Source organism: Luteococcus sp. H101, assembly GCF_038433155.1.
Lineage (GTDB): Bacteria > Actinomycetota > Actinomycetes > Propionibacteriales > Propionibacteriaceae > Luteococcus.
Genome location: NZ_JBCDMW010000015.1, coordinates 44,574 through 62,410 on the forward strand (window position 1 = coordinate 44,574; position 17,837 = coordinate 62,410).

Annotated in this window: 16 protein-coding genes, 2 tRNA genes and 1 riboswitch; of the genes, 14 read left to right on the plus strand and 4 right to left on the minus strand. The window is 68.3% G+C overall.

The window, feature by feature from the left end:
• Nucleotides 1-128: 128 nt before the first annotated feature.
• The gene (locus tag AAEX60_RS05810; protein WP_342101832.1) at nucleotides 129-1,019 is read left to right on the plus strand and encodes a patatin-like phospholipase family protein; all 891 of its coding nucleotides are present in this window, start codon (nucleotides 129-131) and stop codon (nucleotides 1,017-1,019) included.
• A gap of 29 nt (nucleotides 1,020-1,048) precedes the next feature.
• On the opposite strand, the gene AAEX60_RS05815 is transcribed toward AAEX60_RS05810, so the two are convergent.
• Entirely contained in the window at nucleotides 1,049-1,615 is a 567-nt protein-coding gene (locus AAEX60_RS05815) for an O-methyltransferase (protein ID WP_342101833.1), read from the minus strand.
• Between the two features lie 83 nt (nucleotides 1,616-1,698).
• Between AAEX60_RS05815 and AAEX60_RS05820 the strand changes: the two genes are divergently transcribed.
• The 5 genes from AAEX60_RS05820 to ribH all read left to right on the plus strand — a co-directional run bounded on the left by AAEX60_RS05820 (nucleotide 1,699) and on the right by ribH (nucleotide 6,335).
• The gene (locus AAEX60_RS05820) at nucleotides 1,699-2,559 is read left to right on the plus strand and encodes a DUF3152 domain-containing protein (RefSeq protein ID WP_342101834.1); all 861 of its coding nucleotides are present in this window, start codon (nucleotides 1,699-1,701) and stop codon (nucleotides 2,557-2,559) included.
• A 172-nt stretch (nucleotides 2,560-2,731) separates the two neighbouring features.
• Nucleotides 2,732-2,862, plus strand: a riboswitch (FMN riboswitch).
• A 145-nt stretch (nucleotides 2,863-3,007) separates the two neighbouring features.
• Nucleotides 3,008-4,048, plus strand: coding sequence for a bifunctional diaminohydroxyphosphoribosylaminopyrimidine deaminase/5-amino-6-(5-phosphoribosylamino)uracil reductase RibD (gene ribD, locus AAEX60_RS05825; RefSeq protein ID WP_342101835.1), 1,041 nt, complete (start codon nucleotides 3,008-3,010; stop codon nucleotides 4,046-4,048).
• Entirely contained in the window at nucleotides 4,049-4,657 is a 609-nt protein-coding gene (locus AAEX60_RS05830) for a riboflavin synthase (protein ID WP_342101836.1), read from the plus strand.
• Complete coding sequence (gene ribB / locus AAEX60_RS05835; RefSeq protein WP_342101837.1) at nucleotides 4,654-5,865, plus strand: 3,4-dihydroxy-2-butanone-4-phosphate synthase; 1,212 nt, start codon at nucleotides 4,654-4,656, stop codon at nucleotides 5,863-5,865. Before AAEX60_RS05830 ends, ribB begins: the two co-directional genes overlap by 4 nt.
• Nucleotides 5,862-6,335 carry a 6,7-dimethyl-8-ribityllumazine synthase gene (ribH, locus tag AAEX60_RS05840; protein ID WP_342101838.1) on the plus strand — a complete coding sequence of 158 codons (474 nt, stop codon included), beginning with the start codon at nucleotides 5,862-5,864 and terminating at the stop codon, nucleotides 6,333-6,335. The genes ribB and ribH overlap by 4 nt, the downstream gene beginning before the upstream one ends.
• Nucleotides 6,336-6,664: 329 nt before the next feature.
• Here the strand turns inward: ribH and AAEX60_RS05845 are convergent, their stop codons facing one another.
• Nucleotides 6,665-7,738, minus strand: a complete 1,074-nt coding sequence (locus tag AAEX60_RS05845; RefSeq protein WP_342101840.1) for a 3-isopropylmalate dehydrogenase — start codon at nucleotides 7,736-7,738, stop codon at nucleotides 6,665-6,667.
• A gap of 74 nt (nucleotides 7,739-7,812) precedes the next feature.
• Between AAEX60_RS05845 and AAEX60_RS05850 the strand changes: the two genes are divergently transcribed.
• Both AAEX60_RS05850 and cimA read left to right on the plus strand, forming a co-directional pair.
• The gene (locus tag AAEX60_RS05850) at nucleotides 7,813-8,895 is read left to right on the plus strand and encodes a branched-chain amino acid aminotransferase (protein ID WP_342101842.1); all 1,083 of its coding nucleotides are present in this window, start codon (nucleotides 7,813-7,815) and stop codon (nucleotides 8,893-8,895) included.
• A gap of 94 nt (nucleotides 8,896-8,989) precedes the next feature.
• Nucleotides 8,990-10,615 (plus strand): citramalate synthase, encoded by a 1,626-nt coding sequence (cimA, locus tag AAEX60_RS05855; RefSeq protein ID WP_446721279.1) that lies wholly within the window; start codon nucleotides 8,990-8,992, stop codon nucleotides 10,613-10,615.
• On the opposite strand, the gene AAEX60_RS05860 is transcribed toward cimA, so the two are convergent.
• Entirely contained in the window at nucleotides 10,600-11,097 is a 498-nt protein-coding gene (locus tag AAEX60_RS05860; protein WP_342101844.1) for a GNAT family N-acetyltransferase, read from the minus strand. The two genes, cimA and AAEX60_RS05860, sit on opposite strands and share 16 nt — an antisense overlap.
• A gap of 107 nt (nucleotides 11,098-11,204) precedes the next feature.
• Nucleotides 11,205-12,500: a thymidine phosphorylase gene (locus AAEX60_RS05865; RefSeq protein WP_342101845.1), complete on the minus strand. Its 1,296-nt coding sequence runs from the start codon at nucleotides 12,498-12,500 to the stop codon at nucleotides 11,205-11,207.
• Nucleotides 12,501-12,554: 54 nt separating this feature from the next.
• Here AAEX60_RS05865 and AAEX60_RS05870 point away from each other — a divergent pair, with 54 nt between their 5' ends.
• From AAEX60_RS05870 to AAEX60_RS05895, 6 genes are all read left to right on the plus strand, one after another.
• Nucleotides 12,555-13,379, plus strand: coding sequence for a fumarylacetoacetate hydrolase family protein (locus AAEX60_RS05870; RefSeq protein ID WP_342101847.1), 825 nt, complete (start codon nucleotides 12,555-12,557; stop codon nucleotides 13,377-13,379).
• On the plus strand, nucleotides 13,376-14,365 hold the full coding sequence (locus AAEX60_RS05875; protein WP_342101848.1) for a CPBP family intramembrane glutamic endopeptidase: 990 nt from the start codon (nucleotides 13,376-13,378) through the stop codon (nucleotides 14,363-14,365). Before AAEX60_RS05870 ends, AAEX60_RS05875 begins: the two co-directional genes overlap by 4 nt.
• A gap of 44 nt (nucleotides 14,366-14,409) precedes the next feature.
• Nucleotides 14,410-14,481 (plus strand) — tRNA-Gln (locus tag AAEX60_RS05880).
• A 77-nt stretch (nucleotides 14,482-14,558) separates the two neighbouring features.
• Nucleotides 14,559-14,634, plus strand: a tRNA-Glu gene (locus tag AAEX60_RS05885).
• Between the two features lie 185 nt (nucleotides 14,635-14,819).
• Nucleotides 14,820-16,217: an APC family permease gene (locus AAEX60_RS05890; RefSeq protein ID WP_342101849.1), complete on the plus strand. Its 1,398-nt coding sequence runs from the start codon at nucleotides 14,820-14,822 to the stop codon at nucleotides 16,215-16,217.
• Nucleotides 16,214-17,836, plus strand: coding sequence for an amidohydrolase (locus tag AAEX60_RS05895; protein ID WP_342101851.1), 1,623 nt, complete (start codon nucleotides 16,214-16,216; stop codon nucleotides 17,834-17,836). Before AAEX60_RS05890 ends, AAEX60_RS05895 begins: the two co-directional genes overlap by 4 nt.
• The last annotated feature ends 1 nt before the right edge of the window (nucleotide 17,837 follow it).

Sequence of the window (17,837 nt, forward strand, 5' to 3'; positions counted from 1 at the left end):
GCTTCGGGGCCGCCGCGGGGGTGTCATTGGCCGGTCTGGTGTTGATGCTGATCCTGACGATTCCGGCCAGTGTCATCGGCATCCGGGCGGCGAACCGCGTCGAGTGAGCAGCGGGCTAGGGTGGCGGCGTGCCCGATTCCCTGACCAGCAACATCCTTGACACGGCCCTGATCTTCGAGGGCGGCGGGATGCGGGCCGCCTACACCTGCGCGGTGGTGCAGGAACTGCTGGCTCAGGAGATGTATTTCGACTTCGTCGCGGGGATCTCGGCCGGCTCGTCCAACAGCCTCAACTACGTCGCCCGGGACAGCGCCCGGGCCGAGGCCAGCTTCCTCGACATCGCCGAGCACCCGGACTTCGGCAGCTGGCGCACCTGGGTGCGCGGCAAGGGCGTCTTCAATGCCGAGTTCATCTACGAACAGACGGGGCTGCCGGACCAGCCGCTACCCCTGGACTGGGAGGCCTTCCGGGCCAATCCCGCCACCCTGAACGTCGGCGGCTTCAATGCCCGCACCGGGGAGCACGTCTACTGGAGCCAGGCGGACATGCCTGACCTCCCGGCCTTGGCGAAGCGGATCCGCGCGTCGTCGACCATGCCGGGGCTGATGCCGATCGTGCAGATTGACGGCGATCCGTGGTGCGACGGCGCGCTGGGCCCCAGCGGTGGCATCGCGCTGGATGCGGCCAAGGAAGCGGGCTATCAGAGGTTTTTCGTGGTGCTCACCCGCGAGGCTGGCTATCGCAAGGCACCGGCGCGGCACCCGCGCGCCTACGACGTGGTCTTTCGGCGCTATCCAAAGATCGCTCGCGCCCTGCTGGATCGGGCGGAAAACTACAACCGCACCTTGGACGAGCTCGCCGAGCTGGAACGGCAGGGGAGGGCCTACGTCTTCCGGCCCACCCACATGAAGATCGCCAACCAGGAGCGCCGGATCGACCGGCTGCGGGAGGCCCATGCGCTGGGCGCCGCCCAGGCCAAGGAGGAGCTGCCCGCCTGGGAACGCTTCCTGGGCCGCTGACCCCACGGGTCCCCGAGCTTGTCGAGGGGTCAGTTCTTGGTGGCCAGCACCACGGCCAGGTCCGGGGCGACGGCCACCTCGCTGGAGGTGAACCGCTCGTCGCTCAACCAGCCCTGCCGCAGGGTGTCGATGGCCCCGGTCACCTCGCGCGGCGGCCAGCCGGGGGAGGGGTCGAAGTCGTCGATCACCACCACGCCGCCCGGCTCCACCAACTGCCAGGCCAGGTCCCGGGAGATCAGTTCCGCGGTGCGTCGGCTGAGGTAGAGCAGGGAGAAGGGACCCCGGGCGCGCAGGGTCTCGCAGCCGCCGTCCAGCACCTCCACGTCGGCGCCCTGCAGGGTCTGCCGGGCCTGCTCGGCGCGTTCCGGGTCCTGCTCGACGCACACCACGTGGGTGCTCTGCGGGGCGCCGCTGCGCAGCCACGCCACCCCGGCGCCACCGCCGGTACTGGCCTCCGCGATCGTGCCCTCCCGGCCGGCCGCCAGGGTGGCCAGCAGACGGCCGGTCTCATTGCGCGTGGTCTGCAGCCAACCGGTCAGCAGACACTGGTGCAATGCCCGGCTGACTAGCTCGGGAACCTCGTCTGGGGTGCTCACCCGGTCAGTCTCTCAGGTGGCCGACGGGGAGCCTGTGCGGGTCACTTCCTGAGACCGGGCCCCGGTGGCCCTACGCTGTTGGCGTGACGACGTCCCCCCCGCCCTGGAAACGACCACCCATCCGCCTGACCCGGCGTGGCAGCCGAGTGGTCTCGGTGGCCGTGCTCGCCCTGGCCGGGCTGCTGGTGCTCACCATCCTGGGAATGCTGGTCCGGGGCTGCTCATCGAAGGAGGAGCGTGACCTGGCGGTGGCCCCGGGGGAGTCGGCGACTCCGGCTGTCACCCCCTCGGCTAGTTCGAGCGCCACGCCCAGCTCCAGCCCAACGCCCAGTGCACAGACCCCGTCACCCATGCCCAGCGCGGGAACCGGGGACGACGACGCCAACACCGACACCACGGGCATGAAGCACTCGGGCCTGAAGGGCAAGGGCAGTTGGAAGGTGGCCAACCTGAGCGTGGCCCCGGCGAAGAAGACCGTCGCGGTGCACCGCTATGTGGTCAAGAGCGAGGACGGCACCGGGATCGACGCCACCACCGCGGCCCGCCAGATCAGCGACACCCTGAATGATCCCCGTGGCTGGATCGGCCACCAGGGGCACTCCTTCGAGCTGGTCAAGGACCCGGCCAGGGCGGAGTTCACCATCTTCCTGGCCTCTCCGGGCACCGCGCAGACGATGTGCCCGCTGGACATCAAAATGACCTGGAGCTGCCGGGCGGGGCAGAACGTCATCCTGAACACGGACCGCTGGCTCTACATGACCCCCAGCTTCACCGACCTGACCGACTACCGGGCCTACATGGTCAACCATGAGGTGGGTCACTTCATCGGCAAGGACCACGTCGGCTGCCCCGCCAAGGGACGCAAGGCGCCGGTGATGATGCAGCAGAGCAAGAAGACCGATGGCTGCACGCCCAATCCGTGGCCCAGCCAGGACGGCAAGTAGCCGCTGCCGATGCCATGACCCAGAGGGGGCTGCACAAAGTGGCAACTTTCTGACGATTCGAAGGTTCAAGAAATTTTCTGCGTCAGCCTGGCTGCCAATTTGAGCAGCAGGTTGCGGGCTGCGAGGCATGGGATCGCGTGGCAGGGGCTTGGCGGTCGTGGCACAATGGCCGCAACGTGTTCCGGGGTCGGTGCAAGTCCGAACCGGCGGTGACAGTCCGCGACCCGTCAGCTGCCAGCTGACGGTTGATCTGGTGCAATTCCAGGACCGACGGTGAAAGTCCGGATGGGAGGAAACACGTGGAGCCGGGTTGGCGCCTGTGGCGCAACCGGTTGCTTGGCCGTATGTCCTTGGTCGATGGACTTGGCGACGTGCGGCGCGAACGCGCATCCGTGCGCGGCCTCGCACACCCCGGAGCACGGCAGTGGTGCCGATGCAGGGGAGTGAGATGGATCAGACACAGTGGCCGACGCACGAACGCGTCGCCATGCGGCGCGCCCTGGAGCTTGCCGCCGGTGGCCCCGAGGCCGATCCCAATCCCCGCGTCGGCTGCGTCCTGCTGGATGCCGACGGCGCCACCGTGGGGGAGGGCTGGCATGAGGGCGCCGGCACCGACCATGCCGAGGTGGTGGCCCTCAAGGCTGCGGGCGAGCTGGCCCGCGGTGGCACTGCCGTCGTCACGCTGGAACCCTGCAATCACACCGGCCGCACCGGACCCTGCGCGCAGGCGCTGATCGCCGCCGGAGTCTCCCGGGTCGTCTTTGCCCAGGCCGACCCCACCGCTCAGGCCAGCGGCGGCGCCGCCACCCTGCGGGCCGCCGGCATCCGGGTGGAGACTGGCCTGCTGGCGCACGAATCCGCGGGGCTGAACCACAGCTGGACCTTTGCCCAGAAGAGTGGCCGGCCGTGGGTGAGCTGGAAGTTCGCCGCCACCCTGGACGGCCGCAGCGCCGCCGCCGACGGCAGCTCCCAATGGATCACCGGCCCCGTGATGCGCCGGGCAATGAACCAACGCCGGGCTCGGTGCGGTGCCGTGGTGGTGGGCACGGGCACCGTGCTGTCCGACGATCCCCGGCTCACCGTCCGGGATGAGCAGAATCAGCCGATGGGCAGGCAGCCGCTGCGGGTGGTGGTTGGGGACCGGCCGGTGCCAGCCGAGGCCCGGGTGCGCGGTACCGACAGCCGTTTCCGGCAGCTCCCCGGCGGCAAGCCGCAGGAGGTGCTGCAATCCCTGTCCCAGCAGGGAATCCACCATGTCTGGCTGGAGGGTGGGCCGGCCCTGGCCGCCGCCTGGTGGCGCGCCGGGGTGATCGACGAGGTGATCTGTTGCCTGGCTCCTGCCCTGCTGGGCGCCGGGAAGGCTGCCGTCGCCGATCTGGGCATCACCACCATCGCCGACATCGCGCGGCTGCACCTCGTCGACGTCGAGCGCCACGGCGAGGACGTCGCCCTGATCCTGAACCCCATCCGAAATCCGAAGGAGAAGTGAATGTTCACCGGAATCGTCGAGGAACTGGGCAGCGTCCAGTCCATCCAGCACGGCGAGGAGTCCGCAGTGTTGCGGATCCGCGGCCCGCTGGTGGTCAGTGACGCCAGCCCCGGTGCGTCGATCTGCTGCAATGGCGTCTGCCTGACCGTCGTCGAGCACGATGCCGAGTCCTTCAGCGTCGACGTGATGGCCGAGAGCCTGCGCCGGTCCTCGCTGGGTGAGCTCGCCGAGGGTTCGCCGGTCAACCTGGAACGGGCGATGGCCGCCAATGGCCGGTTCGGCGGGCACGTGGTGCAGGGTCATGTGGACGGCACCGCACGGATCCTGCAGCGCACCCCCGGCGAGCGCTGGGAGGTGGTGCGCTTCGAGCTGCCCGCTGCTCTGGCCCGCTATGTGGTGGAGAAGGGCTCCATCACCGTCGACGGGGTCTCCCTGACGGTCAGCGGCATCGGTGAGGACTTCTTCGAGGTCTCCCTGATCCCCACCACCCTGGAGCTGACCACGCTGGGCAGCAAGCAGGTGGGGGATGCCGTGAACCTGGAGGTGGACGTGCTGGCCAAGTATGTCGAGAAGATGCTGGCTGCCAAGGATTCGGAGGCGCGGGAATGAACACCATCGAGGCGGCCCTGGAGGCCATGCGTCAGGGCCGGCCGGTGCTGGTGCTGGACGACGTGGACCGGGAGAACGAGGGCGACGTGATTGCCGCCGGCCAGACGCTGACCGACGAGTGGACCGGCTGGGCCATCCGGCACAGCTCCGGGTACCTGTGCGCGCCGATGCCCAATGACTGGGCCGATCGGCTGGAGCTTCCCCTGATGGTGGAGCAGAACCAGGACAGCCTGCGCACCGCCTATACCATCACCGTCGACGCCGCCGTGGGCACCACCACCGGGATCAGCGCCCATGACCGGGCCACCACCGTGCGGCTGCTGGCCAGCCCGGACGCCGTCGCCACCGATTTCAACCGGCCTGGGCACGTGGTGCCGCTGCGGGCGCGCGACGGGGGAGTGCTGACCCGCCGCGGCCACACTGAGGCGACGGTGGACCTGTGCCGGCTGGCCGGGCTGGCGCCGGTGGGGGTGATCGGGGAGCTGGTGCATGACGATGGCAGCATGATGCGCACCGACGCGGTGCTGGAGCTGGGCGCCAGGGAAGGCCTGCCGGTGGTCACGATTGCCGACCTGGCCGCCTGGCGCGCGCTGCACGACCGGGTGGAGGAGGTGGCCCGCACCGTGGTGCCCACAGAGGCGGGACGGTTTGAGACCGTCGGCTTCGCCGATCTGGTGACCGGCGCCGAACACGTCGCGATGATCAGCCCGCACGGGATCGGGCAACGCAACCTGGTGCGGCTGCACTCCGAATGCCTCACCGGCGACGCGCTGGGTTCGCTGCGCTGTGACTGCGGCCCGCAGCTGCGCCGCGCCCAGGAACTGCTGGGGGCCGAGCCGGGCGTGCTGGTCTACCTGCGCGGCCACGAGGGCCGCGGCGTGGGGCTGCTGAACAAGCTGCGCGCCTACCACCTGCAGGACGGCGGCGCGGACACCGTCGATGCCCAGACCCAGCTCGGGTTGCCCGTCGACGACCGGGAGTACGGCGCCGCGGCGGCCATTCTCACGACCCTGGGCGTGCCGGGAATCACCTTGCTCACCAACAATCCAGAGAAGGCCGAGGCTCTGCGGGAGGCCGGACTGGAGGTGCTCGGGGTGCGCTCCGGGGCCACCGGTGTCGGCGCAGACAACATTTCCTACCTCACCACCAAGCGAGACCGGATGGGCCACACCCTGCCCACCGACCTGAAGAACGGAGAACCCGCATGAGCGGCGCAGGAGCACCCACCATCAGCGTCGACGGTAGTGGCCTGAAGGTCGCGATCGTGGCGGCCAGCTGGCACACCGTCGTGATGGACGGCCTGATCGACGGCGCCCAGCGCGGGCTGGTCGACGCCGGGGTCAGTGACGTCACCCTGGTCCGGGTGCCTGGCACCTTCGAGTTGGCCGGGGCCTGTTCCGCGCTGGCCGAGCGTTTCGACGCACTGGTGGCGCTGGGCGTGGTGATCCGCGGCGGCACCCCGCACTTCGACTACGTCTGCCAGGGCGCCACCCTGGGGCTCACCGAGGTGAGCGTGCGCACCGGCAAGCCGGTGGGCTTCGGCGTGCTGACCTGCGACGACGAGCAGCAGGCCCTGGACCGGGCCGGGCTGGAGGGCTCGGCGGAGGACAAGGGCCACGAGGCGGCCACCGCCGCGGTGGCGACGGTGGCAGCAATCAGGGCGGTCATTCCCGCCTGATCACGATCCCCGAGCTTGTCGAGGGGCCATCGAGAATCTGTTGGTCAGGCGTCCTGTGGAACTTTTGGTAGCGAAGTCGCTACCAAAGTTCCACAGGACAACTGCCCCATTTCAGGGAGGAGCGGAATGGTCCGTGGGCCGCAGGTTGGAGTTGTCCGGGTGCCGTCCGCACAACCGCGCCGACGCTCATCGCCCGCAGGTATACCGTTTCAACGCCTCACACTGTACTTTTCCAACACCCCTTTGCCTTCCTCACACAACAACGTGTGGGTTCCGTGCCCTTGGGTGGGAACCCACACGTGTGTGGTTCGGGGGTGCTGAAGAGCTGGTCAGCCCCTGACGGCGGCGGCGATCGCGTCGCCCACCTCGCTGGTGGAGCGCTTCTGGTCGCCACGGCTGGCGATGTCGGCCTCCACGGCGGCCTCGATCCGGCGGGCATCCTCCGGGCGGCCCAGGTGATCCAGCAGCAGCACCATGGAGCTGATCGCGGCGGTCGGGTCGGCGATGCCCTGGCCGGCGATGTCCGGGGCTGAGCCGTGCACCGGCTCGAACATGCTCGGGAATTCCCTGCTGGGGTTGATGTTGGCGCTGGCTGCCAGGCCGATGCCGCCGGTGATCGCGCCCGCCTCGTCGGTCAGGATGTCGCCGAACAGGTTGTCGGTGACGATCACGTCGAAGCGCTGCGGGTCGGTGACCAGCATGATCGTCGCCGCGTCGATGTGCAGGTAGTCGGTGGCGACCTCCGGGTACTCGGCGCCGACCTGCTCCACGATCCGCTTCCACAGGCCACCGGCGTTGACCAGCACATTGTGCTTGTGCACCAGGGTGAGCTTCTTGCGGCGGGTCATGGCCCGCTCGAAGGCGTCACGCACCACCCGTTCCACGCCGAAGGCGGTGTTGATGCTGACCTCCGTGGCGATCTCGTGCTCGGTGCCCACCCGCACGGCGCCGCCGTTGCCGCAGTACAGGCCCTCGGTGCCCTCGCGCACCACGACGAAGTCGATCGGGCCGCGGCCCACCACCTCGTCGGAAAGGGGAGTGGCGGTGCCGGGGTAGTGCTTGCTGGGGCGCAGGTTGACGCAGTGGTCAAACAGGAAGCGCAGCTTGAGCAGCAGGCCGCGCTCCAGCAGGCCCGACGGGATCTCGGTGGAGCCCGGGGCGGCACCCACGGCGCCCAGGATGATGGCGTCGGAGGCCTTCAGCTCCTCGATGGTGGCCTCGGGCAGCACCTCTCCGGTGTGCAGCCAGCGCTCGGCGCCCAGGTCATGCTCGACGAAGGTGAAGGCGTCCTCGCCCACCGTCGCCTTGAGCACCTTGAGCGCCTCGGCGGTCACCTCGGGGCCGATGCCGTCGCCGCCGATCACGGCGATGGTGGGGGTCTTGCTGGGCGTCGTTGTGGTCATGACTGCATTCTAGGATAAGAATCCCACTCAGCGAGACGATTGTCTCATGATTGGGACAGGTCTACGCTGGCCCCATGGCACTCGAGTTCACCGTCCGTGACGACCAGCAGCACACCGACCAGGCCCGGATCGAGGAGATCTTCGCCAATCCCGGCTTCGGTGACCACTTCACCGATCACATGGCCGTCGCGACGTGGACCAAGGATGAGGGCTGGCACGATGCCCGGATCGACCGCTATGCGAGCGCCAACTTCACCCCGGGCAGTGCCGTCTTCCACTATGCCCAGGAGATCTTCGAGGGATTGAAGGCCTACCGTCGCGCGGATGGTTCGGTCTGGCTCTTCCGCCCCGAGGCCAATGCCCAGCGGATGATCAACTCCGCCGCGCGGCTGGCGCTCCCGGCACTGGAGGTGGAGGACTTCGTCTCCAGCGTCACCGAGCTGGTCAAGGTCGACGCCCGCTGGGTGCCCGGCGGCGCCGAGCAGAGCCTCTACCTGCGGCCCTTCACCATCGCCAATGAGGACTTCCTCGGGGTGCGCGCCGCCCAGACCGCCACCTACTGCGTGATCGCCTCCCCGGTGGGCGCCTACTTCAAGGATGGGGTGGGCCGGGTGGACATCTGGGTCAGTCTGGACTCCTCCCGGGCCGGCGCCGGTGGCACCGGTGCCGCCAAGTGCGGCGGCAACTACGCCGCCAGCCTGCAGGCCACCAACGAGGCCTACGCCCACGGCTGCAGCCAGGTGCTCTTTCTGGACGCCAGTGACCGCAGCCACATCGACGAGCTGGGTGGGATGAACTTCTTCCTGGTCACCCGGGACGGCCAGCTGGTCACCCCGGAGCTGAACGGGAACATCCTGCCCGGCATCACCCGGGACTCGATCCTGACCATGGCTCCGGACCTTGGCCTGCAGCCGGTGGAGCGACGGATCACGCTGCAAGAGGTGCTGGACGGGATCGCGGACGGCAGCATCGCGGAGGCCTTCGCCTGCGGCACCGCGGCCGTGGTCACCCCGATCGGCAGCCTCAAGGTTGGCGACCAGGTGCACAGCCTGCCCGAGGTGGCCGATCCCCAGTCGCTGCGGATCCGCCAGCGCCTGGTGGGCATCCAGTACGGCCGTGCCGAGGATGTCCACGGCTGGACCCGCCGGGTCTGCTGACCTCGGCTGCCCACTCACCAGGTCCATTGGGCGAGATTGCAGTCTCGCCCAATGGTTCCGGGTCAGACTGGTGGGACCCGCCGAAAGGACCCCCGTGAGCGTGCAGCCCCCCTTGCCACCGGACAATTTCCAGATCTTCGACACCACCCTGCGCGACGGCGCGCAGCAGGAGGGGCTGCGGCTGTCCGTCGCGGACAAGCTCAGGATGGCCGGGCATCTGGACGAGCTGGGCGTCAGCTTCATCGAGGGGGGCTGGCCGGGTGCAAACCCCAATGACACCGCCTTCTTCCAAGCGGCCCAGCGGGACCTGAAGCTCACCAATGCCCAGCTGGTGGCCTTTGGGTCCACCCGCAAGGCGGGCGGCCGGGCCGCCGACGACCCGCTGACCGCCGCCCTGCGCGAGGCCGGCACCGACTACGTCTGCCTGGTGGCCAAGAGCCACGACGCGCACGTCACCCACGCGCTGCGCACCAGCCTGGAGGAGAACCTGGCGATGGTGGCGGACACCGTCAGCCATCTCGTCGAGCACGGCAAGCACGTCTTCGTGGACTGCGAGCACTTCTTCGACGGCTACCTGGCCAACCCCGGCTACGCGCTGGACGTGGTCCGGACCGCGGCGGAGGCCGGCGCCGAGGTGGTGGTGCTGTGCGACACCAATGGCGGGATGCTGCCCAGCCAGATGGGCGACGTGGTCTCGGCGGCCGGCGCGATCGGCGTCGATCTGGGGATCCACTGTCACAACGACACCGGCTGCGCCGTGGCCAACACCCTGGCCGCCGTCGAGGCCGGCGCGATGCACGTCCAGGGCACCGTCAACGGCTATGGCGAGCGCACCGGCAATGCCGATCTGACCACGGTGGTTGCCAATCTGCAGCTGAAATTCGGATGGCCGCTGCTGACCGGTCACCAGCTGGCCAACCTGAGCCGCACGTCGCACGCCATCGCGGAGATCACCAACCAGGCCCCGCACGCCCGGCAGCCCTATGTGGGCAATTCCTCCTTTGCGCACAAGGCTGGGCTGCACGCGTCGGCCATCCGGGTGGACGCGGATCTCTACCAGCACGTGGATCCGGCGCTGGTGGGCAATGACATGCGGATGCTGATCAGTGACATGGCGGGCCGGGCCAACATCCAGATCAAGGGCGAGCAGCTGGGTTTCGACCTGTCCGACCGGGAGCTGGCGGCGCGGGTCACCGAGGTCGTCAAGCAGCGCGAGGCCGACGGCTACTCCTATGAGGCGGCCGATGCCAGCTTCGAGTTGCTGCTGCGGGACGAGATCGGTGCGTTGGAGGCGCCCTTCGGGATTGCCAGCTGGCGGGTGCTGACCGAGCACCGCCCCGGTGAGGCCGCCAATGACACCTATTCCGAGGCGACGGTGAAACTGGTGGCCCACGACCCCGCGTCCGGGCCCAAGCGGCTGGCCGTGGTGGGGGAGGGCAACGGTCCCGTCGACGCCCTGGATGACGCCCTCACCCAGGCACTCACGCCGGTCTTCAGCCAGGTGGAGCGCTTCAACCTGACCGACTACCGGGTGCGGATCATGGAGACCGGCGGCACCGACGCCATCACCCGCACCCTGATTGACATGTCCGACGGGGACCACACCTGGACCACCGTCGGGGTGGGCGGCAATGTGATCGAGTCCAGCTGGGAGGCCCTGTCCGACGCCTACTGCTACGGCCTGGTCAAGGGGTACGGGACGGATCAACCGATCCAGTAGCGCCGCTTGGGTACGCCTTCCCCGGTGTCGACGGTGTTCTCCAGGATGCCGCCGCACGCCTCGATGGTGCGCGCCGAGGCCGTGTTGTCGTCGTCGCAGGTGACCAGCACCCGGTCGACGCCCAGCGCGTTGAGCCGGGAGACCGACTGCCGCAGGATCTCGGTGGCGTGGCCGCGACGGCGAAAGTCCGGACCCACCGCATAACCGACGTGCCCGCCCACGGCGAGCAGGTACCGGTTCAGTTCGTGACGGATGGACACCCGGCCAACCACCTGGCCGTCCACCTCGGCGAGCAGGAAGTCCGCCGGGACCCGCCCCGGCGGCAGATCCCGCGCATCGGCCTCGGCGGCGATCGTGGCCAGCACCTCGTCCCAGTCACCGTCGGCCAGCAGGAATTCGAAGTCGTCGGCGCGGAGTTGTTCGTGCAGGGCGCGCACGACGGCCTCGTCGGCTGGCGTCACAGGACGCAGGATCAGGGTCATGCAAGGAGTCTGGGCCCCTCCGCCCCCGGCTGTCCACCGACTTTCAAGGACATGCATGTCCCCATGCCACCCCCCGCTTTGCTCGGGCGGGATCAGCGCGTGATGGGTCAGCTGATCCGGTCGATCAGCAGAGGCTGACGCTCCACGGGCTGCGGCCCGATCTCGATGCCGCCAGCCAGCGCCTCGCGCGCCCGCTCGAAGGCCTCGGGAGTGTCGGTGTGCAGTGTGAGGATCGGCTGGCCCTTGGCCACCCGATCGCCCGGCTTGGCGTGCATCACGACGCCGGCGCCGGCCTGCACCGGATCCTCCTTGCGGGCCCGTCCGGCGCCCAGCCGCCAGGCGGCGACACCCACTGCCATCGCATCCAGCGTTGTCAGTACACCGTCGTCCTCGGCCAGTACCTCGTCGGAGTGCTTGGCCACGGGGAGGGTCGCATCCGGGTCGCCGCCCTGGGCGCGCACCATCCGCTTCCAGACGTCCATCGCGGAACCGTCTTGGAGGGCCTTCTCCGGGTCGGCCTCGGAGCCTGCGGCCTGCAGCATCTCCCGGGCCAGCGCCAGGGTCAGCTCGACGACGTCGGCGGGCCCACCACCGGCCAGCACCTCGACGGACTCGGTGACCTCCAGGGCGTTGCCGGCGGTCAGGCCCAGCGGGGTGGACATGTCGGTCAGCAGCGCGACGGTGTTCACCTCGGCCGCCTTGCCCAGCGAGACCATCCGGGTGGCCAGCTCGCGGGCGTCGTCGAGGTTCTTCATGAAGGCGCCGGAGCCCACCTTCACGTCGAGCACGAGGGAGCCGGTGCCTTCGGCAATCTTCTTGCTCATGATGGAGCTGGCAATCAGCGGGATGGCCTCGACGGTGCCGGTGACGTCGCGCAGGGCGTAGAGCTTCTTGTCGGCGCGGGCCAAACCGTCGCCCGCGGCGCAGATCACGGCGCCGACCTCCTCCAGCTGGGTCAGCATCTCCTCATTGGAGAGCATGGCGCGCCAGCCGGGGATGGACTCCATCTTGTCCAGCGTGCCGCCGGTGTGTCCCAGGCCGCGGCCGGACAGCTGCGGTACGGCGACGCCGCAGGCCGCCACCAGTGGCGCCAGCGGCAGGGTGATCTTGTCGCCCACACCGCCCGTGGAGTGCTTGTCGGAGGTCGGTCGGCTGAGCGAGGAGAAGTCCAGCCGCACGCCGGTGTCGATCATGGCCTGGGTCCACCGGGGGAGTTCCCGGTCATCCAGCCCGCGGAAGAGGATGGCCATGGCCATGGCACTCATCTGCTCGTCGGCGACGATGCCCTCGGTGTAGGCGTGGATCAGCCAGTCGATCTGCTCGTCGGTGAGGGTGCCGCCGTCCCGCTTGGTGCGGATCAGCTCCACCGCGCTGAATGCCTGTGCATTGAAGTCCTTGACCATGCCGCCCAGTATTCCAGCACCTGGACGACGGCGTGCGGACGGTATTCTCGCCGCATGCGCATTGCTCGATACGCCCTTGCCGGAGGCGAGCCGCAGTACGGACTCGTCGAACTCGCCGCCGACGCCGGGGAACACCCCGACACCGTCGCCGCCATCACCGGGGACCCGCTGGCCGGCCCCGTCAACTACACCGGCGAACGCCACCCGCTGGAGGACGTGCGGCTGCTGGCCCCGGTCATCCCGCGCAGCAAGATCATCGGGGTGGGGCGCAACTACGCCGCCCACGCCGCGGAGCTGGGCAACCAGGTGCCGGACAGTCCGCTGCTGTTCTTCAAGCCCAATACCTCGGTGATCGGCCCCGACGATCCGATCGTGCGGATCAAGGCCAGCAAGAGCCTGCACCATGAGGGCGAGCTGGCCGTGGTGATCGGCCGGATCTGCAAGCAGGTGCCGGTGGAGCGGATCTCCGAGGTGATCTTCGGCTACACCATCGCCAATGACGTCACCGCGCGGGACCTGCAGGGCCCCGACGGCCAGTGGGCCCGGGCCAAGGGCAGCGACACCTTCTGCCCACTGGGCCCGTGGATCGTCACCCACCTCTCGCTGGAGGATGCCGGAGACCTGCAGATCACCACCACAGTGGCCGACCAGCGCACCCCCGACCAGGTCGAGGTGCGCCAGGATGACTCCACCAAGCTGATGGTGCGCGGGATCAGCGAGCTGATCAGCTACATCAGCGAGTTCACCACGCTGCTGCCGGGCGACGTGATCCTCACCGGCACCCCCGCCGGTGTGGGGGAGATCACCCCCGGCCAGCGGGTCACGGTTTCCATCCAGGAGATCGGCGAGCTGGCCAACCCCGTCGTGGACGAGGAGTGAACACCAACCGCAACGCCCAGCTGGTGCCCGTCGATGAGCCGCGCGGGGGAGTGGACTACTCCCGCGTCTTCGGCGGTGCACCGGATGCGCCGCTGCGCGCCGGGTTGGGGGTCCTGCTGGGGCTGGCGCTCTATGCGGTGGCGGTTCCGTTGGTGGCCCAGCTGGTGGTGGGGATCGGCTGGGCGATTGCCGGCAAGCCGATTGGTTTCGCCGCCTACTTCAAGGAGGCGATGGCCTTCCTGCACCCGTCGGGGCTGGTGGGGGCCCACCTGGGCCTGGCCCTGCTGATCCTGGTCACCCTGGCCCTGACCCGGTGGGTGAACCAGCGGCGGGCGCGGTGGGCGGTCAGCGTGCAGCCCGGGATGCGCTGGCGCTACCTGCTGCTCTGCCTGCCGATTGCCGCGGTGGTGCTCAACCTGGTGCTGCTGGCCGGCCGGGGCGGCAGGTTCCCCGCCCTGGATCCGCAGCGCGACGTCTGGCTCTGGCTCAGCCTAGTGCTGTTGACGGCCCCGCTGCAGGCGGCGGGGGAGGAGTTCTTCTTCCGTGGCTACCTGATACAGGCGTTGGGTGGGATCGGCGACGGGATCAAGCTGACCCCGGAGCAGACCCGGTGGCTGGCCGTGGTGGGCTCGGCGCTGGTCTTCGCCCTCTTCCACGGGGTGCAGAACCTGCCACTGTTCGTGGACCGCTTCGGCTTCGGCCTGTTGGCCGGTGCGCTGGTGATCTGGACCGGTGGCCTGGAGGCGGGGATCGCCTGCCATGTGGCCAACAACCTGTTCGCCTTCGGCTGGGCGGCCTTCACTGGTGGGATCGCACAGGCCAGAGCGCTGCAGGCAATCGGCTGGTCCAATGCGGCCAGCGACCTGCTGGGCTTCGGGCTGTTTGCGCTGGTCGCGTGGTGGTTGGCCCGACGGATGAACCTGGCCACCAGCACTCCGGGGGGCTCCTTGCGGCCCGATTTGGCAGCGGGGCGCACTGTCGGGTAATGTTCTACCTCGTTGCGCCGCAGGAAACGCCAAGGGTGCAGCGAAGGGGTATGGGGTAATTGGCAGCCCGAAGGTTTCTGGTTCCTTTAGTCCAGGTTCGAGTCCTGGTACCCCTGCGGAAAGCCGGAATTGCTCGTCAGAGCAGCTTCCACTAAGCTTTCACCGCTCCCGAGGCGACTCGGAAGCAGGCTAGGGCCCCGTTGTGTAGCGGCCTAGCACGCCGCCCTCTCAAGGCGGTAGCGCGGGTTCGAATCCCGTCGGGGCTACCAGGCAAGCAGGCCCGGATCCTCTGGATCCGGGCCTGCTGCGTTGTGCGGTGATGCGCTCCGCGCCGTCGAAGTGACATTCTTCACATTTTTTTCGCCGGAAGTCTTCCATCTGCGGTGCGCCCGTGTGAATATGAATGACATTCATTTTGCTTGCAGTCGACGCTGACCGCTCGAGGGGAGTTTTGATGACCACCCTGCAGAACCCAGTTGCCGAACAGGGGCAGCAGCTCAGGCGCGCCCTTGGACTTGCCGGCCTTACCCTGTTTGGCCTGTCGTACATGGCCATCACCACGGTGTTCACCACCTATGGCATCGTCAACCAGATCACCAGCGGCCATCTACCGCTGGCCTACGTGGCGGCCTTGGCCACCATGATCTTCACGGCACTCAGCTACGCCGCGATGGTGCGCCGATGCCCGGTGGCTGGATCGGCCTATTCCTATGTGCAGCACTCCTTCGGCGGGGCAACCGGCTTCCTTGTCGGGTGGTTGCTGCTCCTGGACTACTTGTTCATCCCGATGATCAACTTCATGATCCTGGGGCTCTATGTCGCTACCCAGTTCCCCGGCATCCCCGTGCAGGTCTTCTCGCTGGTGGCCCTCTTGATCGTCTTCATCTTCAATGTCCTGGGGATCAAGCTGGCCCATCGCTTCAATGTGGTGACAGTCGTGATCTCGGTCGCCACCGTGGGCGTCTTCGGCATCCTGGCGCTCAAGGCAGCTCTCGGTGATCCGAGCGCACCGGGTCTGCTTGACCCATTCATCGTCGGGAGCGCCGCCTTCAGCCCCATCCTCACGGGTGGCGGCATCCTGGCCCTGTCCTTCTTGGGGTTCGACGCGGTGTCCACCTTGTCCGAGGAGGCTCGCGCCCCCGAGCGGGACATTCCCCGAGCAATCGTTCTCACCACGCTGATTGGTGGTGCCACCTTCATCCTGATCTCCTGGATCGGAGCGCTGGCCTACCATCCCGACGACTGGAGTGCCGTTCCGCAGGAACTGCTCGATGCCGCGGGCGTCGTGCTGGCCGAGCATGTCGGCGGGCAGATCGTGGCCTCGCTGATGGTGGTCGCCCTGATCGCTGGCGGATTGGGTTCAGGATTGGCCGGACAGGTCTCGGTCTCCCGCGTGCTGTTCTCGATGGGGCGTGACGGCACGCTGCCGAGATCGCTCGGACAACTGTCCCAGCGTTTCCAGACGCCCGTGGTCGCCACAACGGTTGTCTCTGTGATTGCCTTGCTGAGCCTCGTGCTCACCCTGGAACAGGCGGCCTTCATGATCAGTTTTGGTGCCTTGGCTGCCTTCAGTATGGTCAACCTCTCGGTGATCCGCAGCTATCTGTTTCCTGCCAGTGGCCAGGTGGAACGCAGTCTCCGCGCGCTGGTGCGCTACGGCTTGCTCCCGCTGATCGGCTTCGGGCTGAGTATCTGGCTATGGACGTCGCTGGAGCCCTTCACCTGGGTGGTTGGCGGTGCATGGCTGGCGGTGGGTGGGATGATCCTGCTGGTTCGGACCGGCGGCTTCCGTCGTCCGGTGCCCACCTTGTCCTTTGCCGACGTGGATCTGGCTCCGGGGGATGTCCGATGAGTGCGCACAGCGGTGGGATTGCGGAGCTGGTGGTCGTCGCCAGTGTGGTCCACACCATGGGGTCAGTCACATCCGGTGAGCGGCAGCCGACGGCCATCGCGGTGGCCGGGGGACGCGTCGTGGGGCTGGGGGGTTCAGCGGACGTGCAGCCGTTGATCGGCCCTACCACCCGCGTCATTCGCACGGATGGAGCCGTGGTTCCTGCCTTCACCGACGCCCATGCCCACCCGATCATGAGTCTCGGGCTGACCCGAGGTGTGGACCTCTCGGGCTGCACCTCCATCGGTCAGTTGGCCGGTGAGTTGAGCAAGGCGCAAAGCTATCTGGAGGCGGACGACTGGTTGCTCGGGTGGGGGCTGGACCCAACCTGCCTGGATGGTGAGGACATCACCAATGAGCTGCTGCACCAGGCCTTGGGCTCGGATCGCAAGGCCTACGTCACGCTCTTCGATGCCCACTCGGCCATCGCCTCGGATGCCGCGCTCGCCTTGGCCGGTATTGATGGTCCGCGGGATCTTCCCAGTGGCTCCATAGTCATTGGCGATGATGGACGGCCTACTGGGCACCTGCTGGAATTTGACGCGATGGCACTCTTGCAGCCGGTCTTGCCCGTCCAGACCCTGCCCGAACGCGTTGCGGCCCTGCACGGCTTGCTGGCGCAGATGGCCGCACAAGGTATTGCTGAAGTGCATGTGCTGGACATGCGAGATGCGGACGTCGTGGAGCTGCTCTGTGCGGCCGAGGAGGCTGGTCCGCTCTCGGTGAGGCTGCGACTGTCGCCGTGGTGTACGCCCCAACTGGATGATGCCGCCTGTCGCGATCTCATCGACGGACAGGGGCTCGGTGGCCAGCGCTGGCGGGTGGAAGGGGTGAAGTTCTTCATCGACGGCACCGTCGAGGGCGGCACTGCGTGGCTGGAAACGCCCGACAGTCATGGCGAGAGCACTGGCTCCCTGTGGGGCGGAGTTCGGGACTATGCCCGACGGGTGGCGCAATTCCACGCGGCGGGGGTACCCACCGCGACGCACGCCATCGGCGAGCGGGGAATCCGTGAGGTGGTGGAGGTCTTGGCTGCACTGCCGACGAATGGGGTGCAGCACCGGATCGAACATGTGGAATCTGTTGGTCGAGACGTGATCCAGCAGATGGGTGCGGCGGGGATCGCCGTGAGCATGCAACCCACTCACTGCACCCACCACACCCATGCCGACGGCAACGATGAGTGGTCGCGCCGTCTGGGGCCGGAGCGGGCCGCCCGGGCCTGGTGCACCCGTGACGTGCTGGATTCGGGAGCGGTGCTGGCACTTGGATCGGACTATCCAGTCGCTCCCTTCGAGGTGCTCAAGATCATGGCCGATGCCCGGCTGCGCCGCCCAGTGGACGATCCGTCGGTGGCTCCGGTGCTGCCCGATCAAGCGCTCACCGCCCGCGAGGTGCTCGCGGGGTTCACCACTGGTCCGCGGGCAGCCATCGGGGAGAGCGGTGGGTCGCTCGAACTCGGCGGTCCAGCCACCTTCGTCGTGCTGGACGTGGACCCGCTGGCCGTGCCCGCCGAGCGTCTGGGGACGGCGCGCGTCCTCTTGACCCTCTCTGAGGGATTGCTCACGCACGAGGCATGAG